Source organism: Nesterenkonia cremea (assembly GCF_014642675.1).
Taxonomy (GTDB): Bacteria; Actinomycetota; Actinomycetes; order Actinomycetales; family Micrococcaceae; genus Nesterenkonia; species Nesterenkonia cremea.
Genome location: NZ_BMIS01000001.1, coordinates 428,284 through 447,515, shown reverse-complemented (window position 1 = coordinate 447,515; position 19,232 = coordinate 428,284). Strand labels below are relative to the sequence as shown.

Genomic DNA, 19,232 nt, shown 5'->3' with positions numbered 1-19,232 from the left:
GCACCGTCCCACACTCACATCCCGAAAGGCTCTCCCATGCCCAGCACTGCCCGCCGCATCCCCCGCTCCGCCCAGGCTGTCTCCGGCGCAGCTGCCGTGATGCTGCTGGTCACCGCCTGCGGCGGCGAGAGTGACGGCGAGCTCGAGGTCCTCAACATCGACTTCGCCACCTACAACCCGCTCTCCCTGATCATCCTGGAACACGGTTGGCTGGAAGAGGAGCTGGACGATCTGGGCACCGAGGTCACATGGGTTCAGTCCCATGGCTCCAACCAGGCCAACGAGAACCTGCGCGCCGGCAATCTGCACGTCGGCTCCGCTGCAGGTTCGGCGGCTCTGCTGAACCGCTCGGTGGGTGCAGACGTGCATACCTTCTACGTCGAGTCCCAGCCGGAGTGGGCCGCACTGGTGGCGCAGCCGGATTCCGAGGTCCAGGGCCCTGATGACCTCGAGGGCGCCACAGTCGCCGCCACCCTGGCCACCGATCCGTTCTTCTTCTTGGCTCAGACCCTCGACGAGGCCAGCCTCACCCTGGACGATGTGGAGGTTCAGTCCCTTCAGCACGCCGACGGCCGCCAAGCCTTGGAGAACGGCGACGTCGACGCCTGGATGGGGCTGGACCCGATCATGGGTGACGCCGAGCTCGCCGGAGCCGAGCTGGTCCACCGCGATGTCGACTTCAACACCTACAGCACGGTGAACGCCACCGCCGACTTCCTCGAAGACTACCCGGAGGTCGCCCAGACGGTGACCGATGTCTACGAGCAGGCCCGCCAGTGGGCCGAGGAGAACCCGGAGGAGACCGCGGAGATCCTGGCTGAGCACGCGGGCATCGACCTCGAGGTCGCTGAGCTGGTCCTCGATGAGCGCGTGAACTTCGACATCAGCCCGGTGCCCGGCGATGACCTGCACGGGTCTCTGGAGCCCGTCGGCCCGTTCTTCGTGGAGAACGGCGACGTGGACACTGAGGAGCAGGTGGACGAGGCCCTGGAGGAGCTGTTCTGGACCGAGTACGCCGAGCAGGCTGAGCCCACCGACGCCGAGGGGTCCGAGGACGCCGCCCATGAGGCCGACATCGCAGAGGATGAGGACGACGCATGAGCCCGCTCCACACCCAGTCCCCCAGCCATGACACCCCCGGCAGCAATGTTGCCGCGGGCATCGCTGCGGAGGCGAACGCTGAACAGAACCGGGTCTCCGATCCGCACAGCGGCGACGCCGGCTCCGCTCAGACCAAGCCCGCCAAGGCACCCCGCGAGGGACTGAACCCACTGGCCAAATTCGCCGTAGGCTCTGTGGTGCCGGTGGCGCTGCTGGCACTGTGGTGGCTGGTCACCGAATCCCTGGAGATCTTCTCCCCCATCCAGCTGCCCCCGCCGATGGACGTCTACGAGGCCGGCGTCGGGCTCTTCGAATCCGGGCTGCTGGCCGAACATATGAGCATCTCCCTGCAGCGCGTGCTGCTGGGCTTCGCCATCGGCGCCGGCGCCGGACTGGCGCTGGGCTCGCTGCTGGGCCTGTCCAAGATCGCCGACCACCTGCTGCACCCCACTGTGGGTGCCTTCCGCGCTGTGCCCTCGCTGGCCTGGGTTCCGCTGCTGCTGCTCTGGGTGGGAATCGGCGAGGACTCCAAGGTCCTGCTGATCGCCATCGGCGCCTTCTTCCCGGTCTTCACCTCGGTGCACTCGGCGCTGCGTCACGTGGATCCGCAGCTGGTGGAGGCAGGGCGCGCCTTCGGCTTCCACGGCATCCGACTGCTGGGCACCGTCCAGCTGCCCGCAGTGGTCCCGCCGGTCTTCTCCGGGCTGCGCCTCGGCCTGGCCCAGGCCTGGCTGTTCCTGGTGGCCGCCGAGCTGCTGGCCGCGGCCGAGGGACTCGGGTTCCTGCTGACCGAATCGCAGAACAACGGCCGCACCGACCGCCTGCTGCTGGCGATCGTTCTGCTGGCACTGCTGGGCAAGCTCACCGACGCTCTGCTCGGTGTGATCGAACGAAAGGCACTGGTGAGATGGGCCTGAACACACACGCCGCAGCCGCACACGCCCGGACCCCGCACCCGCTGGAAGCGGACGTCCATGCCTGGGATGAGCCGGACCTGACCGATGACACCGCCGAGGCCGCGCGGCTGGACTTCTGGGCCCGTGCCGCTGGTCTCCTGGACTGGGGCACCCCCTTCCGCACCACCCACAGCTGGACCCCTCCGGACTCTGAGGCCAAGCGGGGCCCGGATATGCGCTGGTTCGAGGACGGCCGGCTCAACGCCGCGGTGAACTGCGTGGACCGTCATGTCCAGGCCGGCCGCGGCGACGTCGTCGCTCTGCATTTCGAGGGCGAGCCCGGCGACCGTGAGGACGTCACCTACGCCGACCTGCAGGAAAGGGTGAACCGAGCCGCCAACGCCCTGGAGTCCCTCGGCGTCACCCAGGGCGACCGCGTGGTCATCTACCTGCCGGTGCTGGTGGAGACCATCGTGATCACGCTGGCCTGCGCGCGGATCGGTGCGGTGCATTCGCTGGTCTTCGGCGGCTTCTCCGCTGAGGCGCTGCAGTTCCGCGTGGAGGACACCGGGGCCAAGCTGCTGGTCACCACCGACGGCCAGTTCCGCCGCGGCCGTGCGGTTCCGGTGAAGGAGAACGCCGACGCCGCCGTGGCCGGTGAGAACCAGATCGAGCACGTGCTGGTGCTGCGCCGCACCGGAAGCGAGGTCTCCTGGACCTCCGAGGACCTCAACGGGGACGGGCTGGGCCGCGATGTGTGGTGGCACCAGATCGTGGACACCGCCTCCGCCCAGCATGAGCCGCAGTTCTTCGAGGCGGAGACCCCGCTGTTCATCATGTACACCTCCGGGACCACGGGGAAGCCGAAGGGCCTGGTGCACACCACCGGCGGCTATCTGACCGGCGCGGTCTACAGCTACCTGCGGCTGTTCGCGCACCCGGATCCGGACCAGCGCGACGCCGACGTCCATTGGTGCACCGCCGACCTCGCCTGGGTCACCGCCCACACCTATGAGATGTACGGGCCGCTGGGCGCCGGAGCCACCCAGGTGATCTACGAGGGCGTGCCGAACGTCCCGCATGCGGGCCGGCACTTCGAGATCATCCAGCGCCACCGGGTGACCAGCTACTACACCGCCCCCACGCTGGTCCGCTCACTGATGGGTTGGTGGCCTTCAGGAATCCCTGCCGAATACGACCTCTCCTCCATCCGCCTGGGCGGCACAGTGGGTGAGGCGGTGAACCCGGAGGCCGCCGACTGGCTGCGCCGGGAGGTCGGGCGGGACTCCATCGCCGCCGACGGCACCCCTGCCCTGCCGCTGGTGGACACCTGGTGGCAGTCCGAATCCGGCTCCACGGTCCTCTCCCCCAGGCCCGAGCAGCGGGATCCCTCCCGCTTCAAGCCGGGTTCGGTGGCCCAGGAGATGCCCGGTTGGAAGACCGCCGTGGTCGATGAGCTCGGCACTCCCACCGGCACCGATGTGCAGGGCAACATCGTCGTCACCCGGACCGGGCCCTCCATGGCACGGACCGTCTGGGGCAACCCGGAGCGGTTCTACACCTCCTACTGGGAGAAGTACGCCCAGGCCGAGGGCGGCCGCGGCTGGTTCCTCGCCGGGGACGGGGCCCGCCGCGACGCCGATGAGGACATCTGGATCCTGGGCCGCATCGACGACGCCATCAATGTCTCCGGGCACCTGCTCTCCACCATCGAGATCGAATCCGCCCTGGTGACCCATCCCGATGTGGTCGAGGCCGGCGTCGCGCCCTGCTATGACGCCACCACCGGTCATGCCGCCGTCGCCTTCGTGGTGCTCAGCAGCAGCGGACAGCAGCGCTCCGAGGAGGAGCTGCTTCCGGAGCTGCGTGCCCATGTGGGTGAGGTCATCGGCCCGGTGGCCAAGCCGCGCATGGTCATCCCCGTGCCGGAGGTCCCCAAGACCCGCTCGGGGAAGATCATGCGCCGGCTGCTGACCCAGCTGCACGACGGTGAGACCCTCGGCGACACCACAAGCCTGCAGAACGAACCCTGTGTTCCGCAGATCCAACAGATCTGCCAGGACCTGAAGACAGCACCCCAGAGAGAAGAGGCCACAGCATGACTGAAGACCGGACGTTCGGCTTCCGCACTCGAGCGCTGCACGCCGGCGCCGTCCCGGACGCCACCTACGGCACCCGCGCGGTGCCGATCCACCAGTCCACCTCCTTCGTGTTCAAGGACACCGACGACGCCGCCAACCTGTTCGCGCTGCAGAAGTTCGGCAACATCTACTCCCGCATCGGCAACCCGACGGTCGCCGCCCTGGAGGAGCGCATCGCCTCGCTGGAGGGCGGCATCGGTGCCGTGGCCACAGCGTCGGGGATGTCTGCCGAGTTCCTGGTCTTCGCCGCACTGTGCGAGCAGGGCGACCACATCGTGGCCAGCTCCAAGCTCTACGGCGGCACAGTCACCCAGCTGGATGTGAGCCTGCGCCGCTTCGGCATCGAGACCACCTTTGTGAACTCCGATGAGGCCGAAGACTTCGCCGCGGCCGTCCAGGACAACACCAAGCTGATCTTCACCGAGATCGTCTCCAACCCCAGCTCCGATGTGGTGGACCTGCGCGGCCTGGCCGATGTGGCCCATGAGCGCGGCATCCCGCTGGTGGTGGACTCCACGCTGACCACCCCATACCTGATCCGTCCGATCGACCACGACGCCGACATCGTCACCCATTCGGTCACCAAATTCCTGGGCGGGCACGGCACCACCCTGGGCGGTGTGATCGTGGAGTCCGGGACGTTCCCGTGGAACAACGGCAACTTCCCGCAGATGACCGAGGAGGTCCCCTCCTACGGCGGGCTGACCTGGTGGGGAAACTTCGCCGAGTACGGGTTCCTCACCAAGATCCGCGCCGAGCAGCTGCGCGACTTCGGTCCCAGCCTGACCCCGCAGGCCGCCTTCCAGCTGATCCAGGGAATCGAAACCCTGCCTCAGCGCATTGAAGAACATGTGAGCAACGCTCAGCGGGTGGCCGAATGGCTCGACGCCGACGACCGCGTCGAGTACGTGAACTATGCCGGTCTGCCCGCCCACCCGCACCACGAGCGCGGCAAGGAGCTGCTGCCCCACGGCGTGGGATCGGTCTTCAGCTTCGGGGTGAAGGGCGGCCGCGAGGTCGGTGCGGACTTCATCGGCAGGCTGCAGCTGGCCAGCCATCTGGCCAATGTGGGCGATGCCCGCACCCTGGTTCTGCACCCGGCCTCCACCACCCACCAGCAGCTCAACGCCGAGCAGCTGGCAGCCGCCGGCATCCCGGATGACCTGGTGCGCATCTCAGTAGGGCTGGAAGACGTCGAGGACATCATCTGGGACCTGGATCAGGCCCTGACCGCCGCTCTGGAAGGAGCTCAGGCATGACCGCCACCGTTGAGAACACCGATCACCCCCATGGCGCTTGGGAGGAGCCCGGCCCGGCCCGGCGCCTGCAGCTGCTGCGCAGCGCCGAGTCCGTGGCCATCGTGGGGATGTCGAACAAGCCGGCCCGCGCCAGCTACTTCGTGGGCACCTATCTGACCTCGGACTCCAGCTACCGGCTCTACTGGGTCAACCCGGCCCTGGAGGGCAAGGAGGTCCTGGGACGCCCCGGCTATGCCTCCCTGTCGGACCTCCCGGAGTCCCCGGACATAGTGGTGGCCTTCCGCAAGCCCGCCGATCTGCCGGCGCTGGCCGAGGACGCCGCCCAGGCCGGAGCCAAGACTCTGTGGGTCCAGCTGGGCATCCATTCCGAGGAGGCCATGCAGAAGGCCACGGACCTGGGACTCAACGCTGTGCAGAACCGCTGCATCAAGATCGAGCACGGGCGCTTCCACGGCAACCTGCACCTGGGCGGCTTCGACACCGGAGTCATCAGCGCCAAGCGCCAGCTCCGGGACGAGGGATGAGGGAGTTGCCATGAGTGATGTGCAGCCCCGCGCCTTCGATCCCCTGGACCTGCGGCGGGCCTTCTCCCAGTTCCCCCAGGGCGTGGTCACCGTCGCCGCGGAGGTGGACGGCCGGCCGGAGGTCCTGCTGGCCTCCACCTTCACCGTGGGCGTCTCCCTGGAGCCGCCGCTGGTGACCTTCGCGGTCCAGCACACCTCCTCCACCTGGCCGAAGCTGCGTGACGGCGCCTCCCGCCTGGGCATCTCGGTCATCGGGCGGGAGCACTCGGACCTGTGCCGGCAGATCGCCTCGAAGGACCGGGAGAACCGGTTCGCCGGCGTCGGGTATCACGTGGCCGAGGACGGGGCGCTCATCCTCGAGGATGTGCCGATGTGGCTGAACACGCGCGTCCATTCCCAGTTCACCGCGGGCGATCATGACGTGGTCGTCCTGGAGGTGATGGACCTGGGTGTACGTGAGGACGCAGAGCCTGTGGCCTTCCACCGCAGCGAGTTCAAAGAACTCTCCCCGCTGACTGTGCGCGTCTGAGCCGAACGCCGCGCTAGGCTGAGGCTATGAGGTTCGGACGGCTCATCGGGGAGGTGCTGCTGTGGCCGGCCTCGCTGGTGGGGCTGGTCTGCATCCTCCTGGTGGTCCTGGCCTGGACGTTCAACATCAGCCTCATCATGTTCCGCACCGGCTCCATGGAGCCCACCATCCCCAGCGGGTCTGTGGCGGTGGTCCGCTAGGTCCCCGCCGAGAGCGTGGAACGCGGTGATCCTCGCCGCAAGATCCAGGCCATTCTGGCCGGCGGCACGGTCCTCGCGCCATCGAGGAGGAGTGCCCGGCGGACCTGGAAGCGATGACAGTCTTCCGCCCGGTGCACCCCGGGGCACGAGACTAACTGGGTGGGCAGCTTCTCCTCTGAGGAAGAGGAGCGCTGGCTGCGCGTCGAGGCCCGTATGCCGTTGGACTCTCCCCACGAGACCCAGAACTCCACGAGCAGGTTGCGGTTCCACATCTCGGGGGACGGGCATGAGACATCCTCCGAGCTGCCGAGAGAACCTTCTCCCTCGGACGCGCCCGGTGCGACGCCGGAAGCAGACGCGCCCCACGGCTCCGAGAGTCCGGGCGGCTCCGCGGCGGACTCGCCGGAACTTGCTGAGGCGGGGACCGACCCTGAGGAGGCACACGCCCAGGGCCCCGGACGGCTCGCACAGACCGGCTTCTCCCTGCTCGCGCTGGTGGGAGCCGGTCTGCTCTCTGTCTTGGTGGGGCGAGCTCTTCAGCGCAACTCGCAGGAGGTGAGGGACGATGCCTGAGCAGAACCCCCGACGCCGTCGCAGCGCCCGGTGAGCAGCCGCTCTGCTGACCGGTGGACTCATCCTGACCTCGGTGCAGGCCTCCGGTGCCGGCGCTCCGACTGCCGAATGGACCGACGCGGACTGGTCAGGCGGGCAGAGCGCCGTGGGCTCGGTCCAAGCGGGTGTGGTCCCTACGCCGACCAACGTCCGCTGCACCGGCGGCGGCGTGCTCCAGAACCCCACTGTGCATTGGGATGTGCCCTCCGCGGCGGTCTCCCCCACCGGCTTCCGCGGCGAGTTCTACAACCGCGGCCTGCTGGGTCAACGCTTAGGCGAACGGGTCATCCAGGACCCGAACGTGCGAAGCGCCCAGGTCAATCGCAGCCTGCTCGATGTGATCTCGAACTTGCTGGGCGGCTACTACGACGTACGGATCACGGCTCTGGGCCCGGGAGGCTGGACCTCTGAGGTCTCCTCCGCCACGACGATCCGAGTGGGCCTCTTGGGCGGTCTCGTCGTCTACTGCGCCTGACGCCCCCCGCTGACCCGACCCTCGTTTTACCAACCGTTCTTAGGTTTACCCCTGCGGATCCGCAGGGGTAAACCTCATCTGCCTTGGTACGACGAGGGTGAAAGGAGTCAGTCCTCGATCAGGTCATAGCGCTGGATGGTCTGCTCACGGCCCGGGCCCACGCCGATGCCGGAGATCCGCGTGCCGGACATCTTCTCCAGGGCCAGCACGTAGTTCTGCGCGTTGACCGGCAGGTCCTCCAGCGTCTTGGCCCCGGAGATGTCCTCGGTCCAGCCGGGGAAGTGCTCGAAGATCGGCGTGGCGTGGTGGAACTCGGTCTGGCTCATGGGCATCTCATCGTGGCGCACGCCGTCGATCTCGTAGGCCACGCAGACCGGGATCTGCTCGATGCCGGTCAGGACGTCGAGCTTGGTGAGGAAGTAGTCGGTGAACCCGTTGATACGGGTGGCGTAGCGGGCCATCACGGCGTCGTACCAGCCGCAGCGACGTGGTCGGCCGGTGTTCACGCCGAACTCACCGCCGGTCTTCTGCAGGTACTCGCCCCACTCGTCGAAGAGCTCGGTGGGGAACGGCCCCGCGCCCACACGGGTGGTGTAGGCCTTCACGATGCCGATGGAACGGTTGATGCGCGTGGGCCCGATGCCCGAGCCCACTGATGCGCCCCCGGCGGTCGGGTTGGAGGAGGTCACGAACGGGTAGGTGCCGTGGTCCACGTCGAGGTAGGTGGCCTGGCCGCCCTCCATGAGCACCACCTTCTCCTCGTCCAGGGCGTCGTTGAGCAGGATGGTCGTGTCCACGACCATCGGGCGCAGCCGCTCGGCGTAGGACAGGAAGTATTCGGCGATCTCATCGACGGTGATGGCCCGGCGGTTGTACAGCTTGACCAGCAGCTCGTTCTTCTGGCGCAGTGCGCCGTCGATCTTCTGCCGCAGGATGGACTCGTCGAAGATGTCCTGCACCCGGATGCCCAGGCGCCCGACCTTATCCATGTAGGTGGGCCCGATGCCGCGGCCGGTGGTGCCGATCGCCCGCTTGCCCAGGAAGCGCTCGCTGACTTTGTCCATCGTCTGGTGGTACGGGGCCACCAGGTGGGCGTTGGCGGAGATGCGCAGCTTGGAGGTGTCTTCGCCGCGGGCCTCCAGACCGTCGATCTCATGGAACAGCGCCTCGAGGTTGACCACTACGCCGTTGCCGATCACCGGGGTGGCGTTCGGGGACAGAATGCCCGCGGGCAGCAGCTTCAGCTCGAACTTCTCGCCGCCGACCACCACAGTGTGCCCGGCGTTGTTGCCTCCGTTGGGCTTGACCACATAGTCCACACGGGAGCCGAGGAGGTCAGTCGCCTTGCCTTTTCCCTCGTCGCCCCACTGGGCACCGACGATCACGATGGCTGGCATGGAATTCCTCTCGGCGTGCGGTCAAAAGACTCAGAAAGTCTACCAATCGCAACCCGGTGACGAGCGCCCGACGCCGGCGGCCCACCCATCAGCGCATCAGCCCAGCCGGCCGCCGCTGGCCTCCAGATAGCAGGCCGCACACAGCGACTCATACGTGACGTCGGCGCCGTCGATGGCGACCTGGTCGCCGTCGAAGATGATGTGCTCCCCCACCTGGCGAGCGTTGAACACCGCTTTGCGTCCGCATCCGCAGATCGTCTTCAGCTCTTCCAGGGCATGGGCCAGGTCCATCAGGCGGGCGGCCCCGGGGAAGGCCCGTGTGCGGAAGTCAGTACGGATGCCGTAGGCCAGCACGGGGACGCCGTCGAGCACAGCGATCCGCAGCAGATCGTCCACCTGGGCCTCGGTGAGGAACTGGGCCTCGTCGATCAGCAGGCAGGAGACCGGCTTGGAGCGCAGGGCCGCGCCCTCGTCCCCCAATCCCTCCAGAAGGGTTCCCTGCGGATCGACTTCGGCATGCTGCCTGAAGAGCTCTCGCAGGTCGGCCTCGGCGGGGATCAGGACATCGACCCTGCGGCCCACACCGAGCCTGGAGACGATCTCATCCTCTCCCTTGGTGTCGGTGGCCGGCTTGGCCAGCAGCACCCGCTGGCCGCGCTCCTCATAGTTGAAGGCCGCCTGGAGCAGACCGGTGGATTTGCCGGAGTTCATCGCCCCGTAGCGGAAATAGAGCTTGGCCACCCTCGTCCTCTCTGCAGCACCTGCGGACCCCGCTCATTCTAAGGGCCAGCCCCAGGGCCTCAGAGCCTCCAGCAGCTGTTCGCGGTGGTCCAACCGTTCAGGGACAGCGTGGTGAACAGCGCCACCCCCGGCGCACCAGCCACATAGCCGCCGACGTGGGTCGGACCGGCATTGGACTCGAACGCCACCCGAGTGCCCTGATCACACCACCGCTGAGCCAGACCACGCCCGGTCTGGGATGGGATGACATCGTCGAGCAGGCTGTGGTTGATCTGCACCGGCACCTGGGGCGCCCGGCCCTCGCCGATGCGCTGCTGCGCCAGCGCTGAGGTGAAGGGCTCCTCCTGGATCAGCTCCGTGAAGCTGCGCCCATCCACAGTGAGCATCGCCGTGTCCACGAACATGTGGCTGATCAGCGCTGAGACGGTGCACTGCCCGGAGGCCTGCTCCAGCCGCTCCAGTCCCTCGGCATTGAGGAATTCCGCCGGATCCAGCCCCTCGGACTCTGCCAGTCCGCCCAGGGCGAAGAGCAGGAAGGCGTTGTAGAGGCTGCTGTCGATCGTCTCCGCCACCTCGGGCAGGTCTGCCGGGACCGCACCGGCCGCACCCGAGATCAGGTTGAGCTCCGGGGCGCGCTCGTGGGCGATCTCCAGTGCCGCGGCAGAGGCTCCCCCACCCTGCGAATAGCCGCGCAGATGGATGGGATTCTCCTCGCTGAGGCCGACCCCTTCGGCCTGCTGAGCCGCTCGCGCGGCGTCGAGCACCGCATGGGCCTGATCGACCCGGTTCAGATAGGTGTGCTCACCTTCGGTGCCCAGGCCTATATAGTCCGGCACGACGACTGAGTAGCCGGCCGTCAGCGCTGCGGCGATCCCCAGCCCCTCATACTCAGTGCCGGCGGCCAGCTGCCTGCTGGGGGCGCATTGGTCCCCCATGCCCTGGGTGCCGGGCGCGTGGACCACCATCGGGCGCTCCGAGTCCTCGCCGCCGACTGCAGGCTCCAGCACTGTGGCCACTGCGGCCCGCGCCGAGCCGTTGGAATCGGTGGTCCGGTACATGATGCGGGTGACCTCGGCATCATGCTCCACGAGGCGGACCGGGTCCAGGTAGAACGTGCTCGGCTCCTGCCGGATCAGCTCACCGTCCTGCTCCGGAAGACTCTCCGGAGTGCTGTAGAAGTCCGAATCCGGCCCAGCGGCCAGGTCCTCGGTGGCCGCTGCGTACCGCAGGTCATCTGCAGCCAGCTCGTCGGAGGCGTCCAGGACCTCCTGCGCGTCCTCCACCGAGACGTCATCGGGCACGTCGGCGGGGTCAAGATCCTCGGACCCGGCCGCCTCAGATTCGCGTTCCCGCAGGAGCTGCTCCATCTCCTCCAGCTCCTCCTCCACGGCAACGTCCGAGGGATCCTCCGGCGCTGCAGAGACGGCAGGCATCGCTGTCAGCACCAGCGCCGCCGCGGTGAGCACCGCACCTGCGCCCTGGGCCGCTCGGAGGGGCCTGCTGCCACGGCTCCAGGAGCTCGGAGGCTTTCCCTCTGCCTGACTGCCGCTGGGGGGAGGGGGACTCTGGGGTGTGGTGGGATTCGTCATCGAACCTCTCTCATCAGTGGGTGATCGCCGGTGGACCACTCATCACTCGCTGGTGTGACTCGCGAGTAACATATGATCCACATCACACACTAATGTCAGTTGGGCACGCTGGGAAGACCCAGCATCCACCACGGTCTCTGCTCCCAGCGCAGAGCAGAAGGGGGAGACCAGAAAGGGGAGGGCGGGCCACGTGGCCTGCCCTCCCCCTTCTGCCCTACCGGTGCACTCAGTTCTGCAGCTGGGCGATCTGCTCCGGCGCAGTGGGGTCGCAGTCGCGCAGCAATGCTTGGATCCGGTGGATCTCCTCGGTCTCACCGATCGCAGCGGCCGCCTGGCCCAGCGCACCGAGGGCACGCAGGAAGCCTCGGTTGGGCTCATGGGACCAGGGCACCGGCCCGGCGCCGCGCCAGCCGGATCCGCGCAGGGCATCCAGACCGCGGTGGTATCCCACCCGGGCATAGGCGTAGCCCTCCACGGTGTAGCCCCGGCTCAGGGCGTCCTCCGCCAGCAGTGCCCAGACCAGGGAGGACTTGGGGTGCTCGGCGGCCAGATCCACCGGCTCCTCTCCTGCGGCCAGGGACTCAGTGACTTCGGGCTCGGCCGGCAGAAGCGTGGGCTCCGGCTCCATCAGGTTTTGTCCGACGATGCTCATGGTCGACATCCTACGCGGGCACCGCGCACTCACGCGCGGAGTATCCCTTTCGAGGACGCCTCCCGCACCGCCGCGGTCCGGTTATCGACCCCCAGCTTCTGATAGATGTGCACCAGGTGGGTCTTCACCGTCGCCACCGAGATGAAGAGACGGCGCGCAATCTGCTGGTTGGACTGCCCTGTGGCCAGCAGCTCCAGCAGCTCCACCTCACGCGTGCTCAGCGAGGTGCTCTCATCTCGCACTCGGCCCATCAGCCGAGCGGCGACGACGGGAGCGAGCGCCGTGCGGCCCTCCGCCGCATCATGGACCGCGCGATGTATCTCCCCCGGAGCGGCGTCCTTGAGCATGTACCCACTGGCCCCGGCGTCCACAGCGGCCAGGATGTCAGCCTCAGTGTCATAGGTGGTCAGGATCAGCACCGGAAGGCTCGGGCACTGCTGCCGCAGCATCCGAGTCGCCGCGACCCCGTCCATCCCCTCCCCCATCTGAAGGTCCATCAGCACCAGATCGGGTGGGGCCCCCTCACTGACGAGGCGAGCGACGACGTCGACAGACTCCTTCCCGTCCGCCGCTTCAGCGACCACTCGGATTCCAGGATCCTCACCGAGCATCGCGCGCAGCCCTGCCCGGACCACCGGGTGATCATCGACGAGCACTGCCCGAAGAACGTCGCCGGTCTCTCCGCCTCCGACCTCTCCGGACCCCTGATTCGGCCGACTCATCACGCCGCCTCCCTCTGATTCTGCTGAGTCCCCTGGTCCAGCGGAATACGCACGGACACCGCTGTCCCTGCCCCGGGGGAAGACTCCACATGCAGCTGACCGCCCTGTGCTGCCACACGGTCACGCAGCGCTCCGAGCCCGACGCCGGTTCCTGTGGGGCGTTCGGCACCGGCTGCGCCAGGTGCACCGGTCGCCTGCTGCAGGTCGAAGCCGACGCCGTCATCGACGATGTCGGCGAGCAGATCGTCCTCCAGGAACGTGAGAGTGACCGCGGCGGTCTCAGCCTGTGCATGCTGCAGCACATTGGCCAGACTCGCCTGCACCGTCCGCAGGACCAGCATCGCCTGGCCGCCGGCCACGGGTCGGCTGCCTCCGCTGATGCGCAGTCGACAGCGAAGCCCGTGCCCCTGCGCGGCCGCCTGCGCCTCGATCTGCCGACAGGTCCGGCGCAGCTCGTCGAGGAGACCTGGATCCTGCTGCTCACCGGACTGCAGCACCGCGACGAACCGCCGAGCATCTTCCAAGTTCTCCCCGGCAGTGTGGACCACCGTGCTGAGCTGTTCCCGGGCCTGCGATGCGGAGCCTGAGTCGAGGCTGGAGACCGCGGCACGGCTCATCAGCACGATGCTCGCCAGGCCCTGGGCGAGCGTGTCATGGATCTCGCGTGCCAGCCGCTCCCGCTCGGCGAGCGCCCCCGCCTCCCGCTGGACGGCGACCAGCTGCTGGCGGGCTCGCTGCAGGTCCGTCATCGTCTCACGCAGGGCGCGGTTCTCTCGGTCCATGATCCTGTAGGCCTGCGCCATCAGCCCCGCGCAGGCCGCTCCGATGATCGGTCCGATCACCGTGGCGGGATGGTCGCCGCCGGGCTGATTCCAGAGTGCCAGGACGACGGCGGCGGTGAGGCCGGCAACGGTGACCACGGCCCAGGGAGTGCGCAGCAGGTGAAGGTGCAGGAAGAACAGTGGGAAGGCCACCCAGGCGAAGTCCGCACTGACGGCCAACAGTCCGGCCCACAGTCCGGTGACCACGAACAGCCATATCAGGGTGCCGCTGCGCCCGAGAGCTGAGCCGGTACGCAGCAGCCCCGCTGCACCCGGGGAGGCAGACGCCATCGCTTCGGAGACCCTACGCTCCACGAGGGTTCCGGCCACGTAGACGAGGGCGAACACCGCTGTCAGCGTGACACCGGCGATGCGGTGCCCCAGCGGATACGGGCCGTCGAGCAGTCGGATGAGCCCGATGACCAGGAGCACAGCGACGCTGGTGTGCAGCCCGACGCGCAGGCTGCGCAGGATCATCACGCCACGTTCCGCAGGAGGATGCTCGTCGGACCTCAGCATCCTCCCATCGTAAGCGGGGCGGGGACATGAGGGCATCAACCGAACGGTTGACCCGCGGCTCCACCCTTCGGATCCAGAAGCACCACCCTCCAGACGATGGCGAACCCGCGTGGGCCCAGGAGAGTGGAGGAAGACACGGCGGAAGCGCTCCGCCCCGACCGACGGACCGAGGTCGGAACAGCCCTGAGAACGATCGGAGATCCTGATGTATCTGGCACTTCGCGAAGTCCGCTTCGCCCGCGGACGCTTCGCCCTGATGGGCGCAGTGGTCGCCCTGATCACGCTGCTGCTGGTGATGCTCACCGGGCTGACATCCGGGCTTGCGCGGCAGAACATCGCCGCGATCGACTCCCTGCCGGCGGATCGGATCGTTTTCGGGGATGACGAACGCGATCCCAGCTACACGGAGTCCTCCGTCGACGCCGAGCAGCTTGAGGCCTGGCAGCAGGCCGCGAACGTGTCCCACGCGGAACCGCTCGGCATCAGCCAGACCACGGCCGAGTCCGAGACCGCCCTCTCGGTGGCCGTCTTCGGCCTCGCCGAGGACTCCGTGATGGGTCCGGAGGGCGGGGCAGCACCGAGTGCGGGTGAGACGGTGATCTCCGAAGAGATCAGCGAGGATCTGGGGCTGACGGTGGGCGATTCGGTGACGGTCAACGGCCAGGAGCTCACCGTCAGCGCTGTGGCTCCGACCCAGTGGTACAGCCACACCCCAGTGATGTGGACCGCACTGACGCAGTGGCAGGAACTGTCCCCTCGCGGCGACCCTGATGCCGTGGGCACAGTCTTGGCAGTCACCCTGCAGGACGACGCCGTCCCGACCCTCGACGGACAGGACGTGGATGACGTGGCCGGCACCTGGAGCATGACTCCCACCGAGAGTTTCGACGCGCTGGCGTCCTACTCCTCCGAGAACGGATCGCTGACGCTGATGCAGGTCATGCTCTATCTGATCTCGGCACTGGTCATAGCGGCCTTCCTGACCGTGTGGACGATCCAGCGCACTCGGGACATCGCGGTGCTCAAAGCACTCGGCGCCTCCACCGGCTATGTGCTGCGAGATTCCCTGGCAGAGGCCGCCCTGGTGCTCTTCCTCGGAGCGAGCATCGGAGGTCTGGCCGGGTGGGCCGGCGGTCTTGCGGCCAGCGGGGCTGCGCCTGTCGAACTCACCGTGCTGACCACTCTCGCACCCGCCGCCGGAGTACTGCTGACAGGACTTGCCGCCGCCGTCCTCGCTGTCCGCCGAGTCACCCGTGTGGACCCCCTCCTCGCGCTCGGCGGAAGCTGAACCTCGCCCGCATTCGGCAACGCTCAGTCCCACTGTCCCTCGCCCCCTCCACCCACATAGGAGCACCCATGCCCACATCACCACGCGTCTCAGACCAGGCCGCACCGACCATGCCCTCCGGCGCTTCCTCGCACAGCGTCTGCTCCCCCGCACCAGCGGCGCTCGAGCTGGACGGGGTGACTCTCACCTATCCGGACGGCGCGGGGACGCTCACCGCTCTGGACCAGGTCTGCCTCCGCGTCGGCGCCGGCCAGATGCTCGCCCTCGTGGGCCCCTCCGGTTCCGGGAAGTCCAGCCTGCTCGCCGTCGCAGCCACTCTGGTCCAACCTCAGCACGGCGTGGTGAGCATCGCCGGAAGCGACGCTGCGCAGCTCAGCCGACGACGTCGCGACCGGCTGCGCCGTGACGAGGTCGGCATGATCTTTCAGCAGCCCAATCTGCTGCCGTCGCTGACAGCTCGCGAGCAGCTCATCCTCGCCGAGGACATGAGGGGCGGGTCCCGTCGGTCCGCCGCAGCCAGGGCCGACGCCCTGTTGGAGGAGGTCGGCCTGACCGACGCCGCCGGGCGGCGGCCCCATGAGCTCTCCGGGGGCATGCGCCAACGCGTCAACATCGCTCGCGCCCTGATCGGCTCGCCGTCGGTGCTGCTGGTGGACGAACCGACTGCCGCTCTGGACCACGAGCGTTCCCTGACCGTGGTGCAGCTGCTCGCGAGGCTGACCATCGAGCATCAGGTGGCCACGGTGATGGTCACCCACGACACCGAGTACGTGCCTTCGGCCGACGCCGTGGCCACGATGCGTGACGGCGCGCTGTCCCGCCCCGAACCGACCGACGCCGGAGAGTCCTCCTGGAACTGACCCCCACCATCGTGCTCCTTGCCCACGTGCTCAGCCCGGCTCACGCCTGGGCGTCCTGAGCCTGCTCTGCACCGCGACCGCCGTCGCTGTGCTGTGGTGAACCGGTGGGCGGGCCTCCGATCACGCCATCCTCAGATCGGATGTGCACCCGCCGGAGGCACGCCCACACCGTCGCTGTCATCGCGTTCCCGCGCAGCTCGTGCCTCCTTCTTCGGTGCCCCATGGATGACCCGGTGACGGATCCAGGCAGAGATCTGGTCGATGATGATGGTGACCACGACGATCACCACCAGAGTGATGCCGATCCGATCCCAGGCGCGCACTCCGAAGAGCGCCGAGAGCAGCGAGCCGATGCCGCCGGCACCCAGCACGCCCAGAATGGCCGAAGCACGGATGTTGACCTCAAAGCGATAGAGCCAGATCGCGATGACCTCCGGCATGATCTGCGGGAGCACCGCCCAGCGGATCATCTGCACCTGGGTGGCCCCGGAGGCGCGCGCCGATTCGAGCGGCCCCTGATCCACCCCTTCGATGGCCTCGGAGATCAGCTTGGAGAGTGTCCCGATCGAACTGATGCCCAACGCCAGGGCGCCGGCCAGCGGACCCAGGCCGAAGATCGGCAGCATGATCGCGATGGCGAAGACGATCTCCGGCACGGCACGGATGACCGAGAGGATGAAGCGGACGACCACGTAGAGCGGCAGCGGAGTCATGTTCCGCGCCGCCAGGAAGCCCATCGGCAGGGAGAACAGCGCGCCGACCACGGTGCCGATCCACGCGATCTGCACCGATTCGAGCATGTTGTCGAAGGCCGAGAGCCAATGCTGCTGGACCTCGGCGGTCAGCGGCTGGGCCACCCCCTGACCCATCAGGGTGAAGTAGTTGACCATATTGCCGGGGAGCTGGACCAACCGGCCCCAGTCAGCACCGGTGGCTGAGATCGCTGCGATGAAGACGATCCCCAGAACCAGCAGCGCGATGTTGTAGCCCAGCTTGGAGGGCTTCACCGGCCGGGCATCGAGCATGTCCGGCTTGTACTGACCGGTGGTGGGCTGGGATTCGCCGCCCGGCGTCGGAGGATTCTGTGGCGTCTTGGAGCTGCTGTCACTCACGTGATCCTCCTCCGGATGGTCAGCGAGACGTAGTCCACGATCAGCACCACGATCACCAGGGCGATCATAATGGCCGAGATGTTGGAGTAGTTGAAGTGGGAGAGCTGCACCGAGATGGTCGAGCCGATTCCGCCGGCCCCCACGATGCCCAACACCACCGAGGCGCGGATATTCAGCTCGAAGACGTAGAGGCTGTACGAGGAGTAGCCGGGGAGGATCTGTGGCAGGACCGCGATCCGATCACGCTGGAGCAGTGTGGAGCCCGTGGCGTCTGCAGCCTCAAGCGGTCCTTTGTCCACAGAGTCGATGGTCTCACCGGTGAGCTTGGCGATGATGCCGATGTTGAACATGATCAGGGCCAGGATGCCGGCCATCTCTCCCGCACCGGCTGCGGTGCCTCCGAGCATGGCGACGAACAGCAGCCCGTAGCCGATGTCCGGGATGGAGCGGATGACCGAGTTGATGGCTTTGACCGCCTGGGAGACCGGCTTGCTGGGGCTGGAGACCGGGGAGGCCAGCATGGCCAGCAGCAGCCCCACCGAGCAGCCGATTCCGGTGGCCACAACGGCCATAGCCAGAGTGACCACCCACTGGTCCCAGACTCGCCAGATGAAGCCCCAGCTGGGGTCGAGGAACTCCTGGATGATGGGCCACCCGCGGTCGAAGTCCTCCCACAGCGGTGCCAGTGTGAAACCGATTCCGGAGCCGCCCCACCAGGTGACCCCGATGACGGCCAGCGCGCCCAGGGCGGTGAGGGGCCCGGTCCGGGCCCTCCAGCACAGCGCCAGGACCGCGAACACGCCCAACGCGCCGAGGATCGGGTAGAGCGGCAGGCGGGCCACCCCGATGTCCAGCTGCAGGGTGGAGGTGGAGCTCCAGAGGAAGAAGAGGATGAGTCCGACGGCGGCTGCCAGCAGTCCCGCATAGGCCGAGGCTGCGGGCCTCGGCTTCTGCGGCCGTGCCGGTGCTTCGATGGCCGGCGTGCTCAATGTGCAGCACTCTCCGGTGCCGCATCCCCCGCCGTCAGCGAGCGCTGGTAGACCTCTTCGATGGCAGCGTCGGTGGCCTCTTCCACCGGACCGTCGAAGACGACCTCCCCGCCGCGCATGCCGATGACTCGGTCCGCATACTTCCGCGCCATCTCCAAGTGATGGAGGTTCACGATGGTGGTGATCCCCAGCTCACGGTTGATGCGCCGCAGGTCCTGCAGCACCCTATGAGCTGTGGGCGGGTCCAGAGAGGCCACGGGTTCATCGGCCAGGATGACCTCGGGGTCCTGGGCGAGCACGCGGGCGATGGCCACGCGCTGCTGCTGACCGCCGGAGAGCGCCGAGGCTCGGTTATAGGCCTTGTCCACGATCCCGACCCGCTCCAGCGATTGGAAGGCGAGTTCCTTGTCCTCTGCGCGGTACCAACCCAGCAGCGAGCGCCAGGCCGGCGTCGAGCTGCAGCGGCCCACCAGCACGTTGTTCAACACCGAGATGCGGGTGACCAGGTTGAAGGACTGGAAGATCATGCCCACTGAGGAGCGCAGACGGCGGATCTTACCCTTGGAGGTGGGGTCGACCACTTCATCACCGACGGTCAGCTCCCCGGAGGTGTAGGGGACCAGGCCGTTGATCGTGCGGATGAGGGTGGACTTGCCGGCTCCGGAGAGTCCGACGATGACCACGAATTCGCCTTTGTCAATGGTGAGGTCGACTCCCTTCAGCCCTTGGAATCCACCGGGGTAGACGACGTCGACGTTGCTGAATCGAATCATAGTGTGACAGTTCTGCCTTCCAGCCTCTCAGG

General features: G+C 67.7%; 20 protein-coding genes. 11 read left to right on the top strand and 9 right to left on the bottom strand.

The genetic code is table 11. The features are described 5' to 3' along the window. The first annotated feature begins 36 nt into the window (after positions 1 to 36). The 9 genes from IEW85_RS02040 (at position 37) to IEW85_RS02000 (ending at position 7,737) form a co-directional block, all read left to right on the top strand. A complete protein-coding gene (locus IEW85_RS02040; RefSeq protein WP_188682373.1) occupies positions 37 to 1,101 on the top strand; it encodes an ABC transporter substrate-binding protein in 1,065 nt (354 codons plus the stop codon). Further along, complete coding sequence (locus IEW85_RS02035) at positions 1,098 to 2,018, top strand: ABC transporter permease (RefSeq protein WP_188682371.1); 921 nt, start codon at positions 1,098 to 1,100, stop codon at positions 2,016 to 2,018. The genes IEW85_RS02040 and IEW85_RS02035 overlap by 4 nt, the downstream gene beginning before the upstream one ends. After that, positions 2,009 to 4,099, top strand: coding sequence for an acetate--CoA ligase (locus IEW85_RS02030; RefSeq protein WP_188682369.1), 2,091 nt, complete (start codon positions 2,009 to 2,011; stop codon positions 4,097 to 4,099). Before IEW85_RS02035 ends, IEW85_RS02030 begins: the two co-directional genes overlap by 10 nt. Further along, positions 4,096 to 5,397, top strand: coding sequence for an O-acetylhomoserine aminocarboxypropyltransferase/cysteine synthase family protein (locus IEW85_RS02025; protein ID WP_188682368.1), 1,302 nt, complete (start codon positions 4,096 to 4,098; stop codon positions 5,395 to 5,397). Before IEW85_RS02030 ends, IEW85_RS02025 begins: the two co-directional genes overlap by 4 nt. Then, positions 5,394 to 5,921, top strand: a complete 528-nt coding sequence (locus IEW85_RS02020) for a CoA-binding protein (RefSeq protein WP_188682366.1) — start codon at positions 5,394 to 5,396, stop codon at positions 5,919 to 5,921. The genes IEW85_RS02025 and IEW85_RS02020 overlap by 4 nt, the downstream gene beginning before the upstream one ends. A 10-nt stretch (positions 5,922 to 5,931) precedes the next feature. Next, a complete protein-coding gene (locus IEW85_RS02015; protein WP_188682364.1) occupies positions 5,932 to 6,450 on the top strand; it encodes a flavin reductase family protein in 519 nt (172 codons plus the stop codon). Between the two features lie 26 nt (positions 6,451 to 6,476). Then, complete coding sequence (locus IEW85_RS02010; RefSeq protein WP_229658711.1) at positions 6,477 to 6,650, top strand: hypothetical protein; 174 nt, start codon at positions 6,477 to 6,479, stop codon at positions 6,648 to 6,650. Positions 6,651 to 6,809: 159 nt separating this feature from the next. Continuing rightward, positions 6,810 to 7,223: a hypothetical protein gene (locus tag IEW85_RS02005; RefSeq protein ID WP_188682362.1), complete on the top strand. Its 414-nt coding sequence runs from the start codon at positions 6,810 to 6,812 to the stop codon at positions 7,221 to 7,223. Between the two features lie 73 nt (positions 7,224 to 7,296). Further along, positions 7,297 to 7,737 carry a hypothetical protein gene (locus tag IEW85_RS02000; RefSeq protein WP_188682360.1) on the top strand — a complete coding sequence of 147 codons (441 nt, stop codon included), beginning with the start codon at positions 7,297 to 7,299 and terminating at the stop codon, positions 7,735 to 7,737. A 107-nt stretch (positions 7,738 to 7,844) separates the two neighbouring features. Here IEW85_RS02000 and IEW85_RS01995 read toward each other — a convergent pair whose 3' ends face one another. The 6 genes from IEW85_RS01995 to IEW85_RS01970 form a co-directional block, all read right to left on the bottom strand. Next, complete coding sequence (locus IEW85_RS01995) at positions 7,845 to 9,134, bottom strand: adenylosuccinate synthase (RefSeq protein ID WP_188682358.1); 1,290 nt, start codon at positions 9,132 to 9,134, stop codon at positions 7,845 to 7,847. A 96-nt stretch (positions 9,135 to 9,230) separates the two neighbouring features. Then, positions 9,231 to 9,875 carry a thymidine kinase gene (locus IEW85_RS01990; protein WP_188682356.1) on the bottom strand — a complete coding sequence of 215 codons (645 nt, stop codon included), beginning with the start codon at positions 9,873 to 9,875 and terminating at the stop codon, positions 9,231 to 9,233. 59 nt (positions 9,876 to 9,934) lie between these two features. Next, complete coding sequence (locus IEW85_RS01985) at positions 9,935 to 11,341, bottom strand: alpha/beta fold hydrolase (protein ID WP_188682354.1); 1,407 nt, start codon at positions 11,339 to 11,341, stop codon at positions 9,935 to 9,937. Between the two features lie 349 nt (positions 11,342 to 11,690). Further along, positions 11,691 to 12,116, bottom strand: coding sequence for a DUF3151 domain-containing protein (locus IEW85_RS01980; protein ID WP_188682352.1), 426 nt, complete (start codon positions 12,114 to 12,116; stop codon positions 11,691 to 11,693). 29 nt (positions 12,117 to 12,145) lie between these two features. Further along, positions 12,146 to 12,838, bottom strand: a complete 693-nt coding sequence (locus IEW85_RS01975) for a response regulator (protein ID WP_188682350.1) — start codon at positions 12,836 to 12,838, stop codon at positions 12,146 to 12,148. Then, complete coding sequence (locus IEW85_RS01970) at positions 12,838 to 14,178, bottom strand: sensor histidine kinase (RefSeq protein ID WP_229658710.1); 1,341 nt, start codon at positions 14,176 to 14,178, stop codon at positions 12,838 to 12,840. The genes IEW85_RS01975 and IEW85_RS01970 overlap by 1 nt, the downstream gene beginning before the upstream one ends. A gap of 205 nt (positions 14,179 to 14,383) precedes the next feature. Here IEW85_RS01970 and IEW85_RS01965 point away from each other — a divergent pair, with 205 nt between their 5' ends. After that, positions 14,384 to 15,466 carry an ABC transporter permease gene (locus IEW85_RS01965; RefSeq protein ID WP_188682348.1) on the top strand — a complete coding sequence of 361 codons (1,083 nt, stop codon included), beginning with the start codon at positions 14,384 to 14,386 and terminating at the stop codon, positions 15,464 to 15,466. Positions 15,467 to 15,576: 110 nt separating this feature from the next. Next, complete coding sequence (locus tag IEW85_RS01960; protein ID WP_188682510.1) at positions 15,577 to 16,326, top strand: ABC transporter ATP-binding protein; 750 nt, start codon at positions 15,577 to 15,579, stop codon at positions 16,324 to 16,326. 131 nt (positions 16,327 to 16,457) lie between these two features. Here the strand turns inward: IEW85_RS01960 and phnE (IEW85_RS01955) are convergent, their stop codons facing one another. From phnE (IEW85_RS01955) to phnC, 3 genes are read right to left on the bottom strand one after another with little or no spacing between them, the layout of a single operon-like run. Continuing rightward, positions 16,458 to 17,438 carry a phosphonate ABC transporter, permease protein PhnE gene (phnE, locus tag IEW85_RS01955; RefSeq protein WP_229658709.1) on the bottom strand — a complete coding sequence of 327 codons (981 nt, stop codon included), beginning with the start codon at positions 17,436 to 17,438 and terminating at the stop codon, positions 16,458 to 16,460. Then, entirely contained in the window at positions 17,435 to 18,427 is a 993-nt protein-coding gene (gene phnE, locus IEW85_RS01950; RefSeq protein ID WP_188682346.1) for a phosphonate ABC transporter, permease protein PhnE, read from the bottom strand. The genes phnE (IEW85_RS01955) and phnE (IEW85_RS01950) overlap by 4 nt, the downstream gene beginning before the upstream one ends. Then, the gene (phnC, locus tag IEW85_RS01945; RefSeq protein WP_188682344.1) at positions 18,424 to 19,200 is read right to left on the bottom strand and encodes a phosphonate ABC transporter ATP-binding protein; all 777 of its coding nucleotides are present in this window, start codon (positions 19,198 to 19,200) and stop codon (positions 18,424 to 18,426) included. Before phnC ends, phnE (IEW85_RS01950) begins: the two co-directional genes overlap by 4 nt. Positions 19,201 to 19,232: the final 32 nt, after the last annotated feature.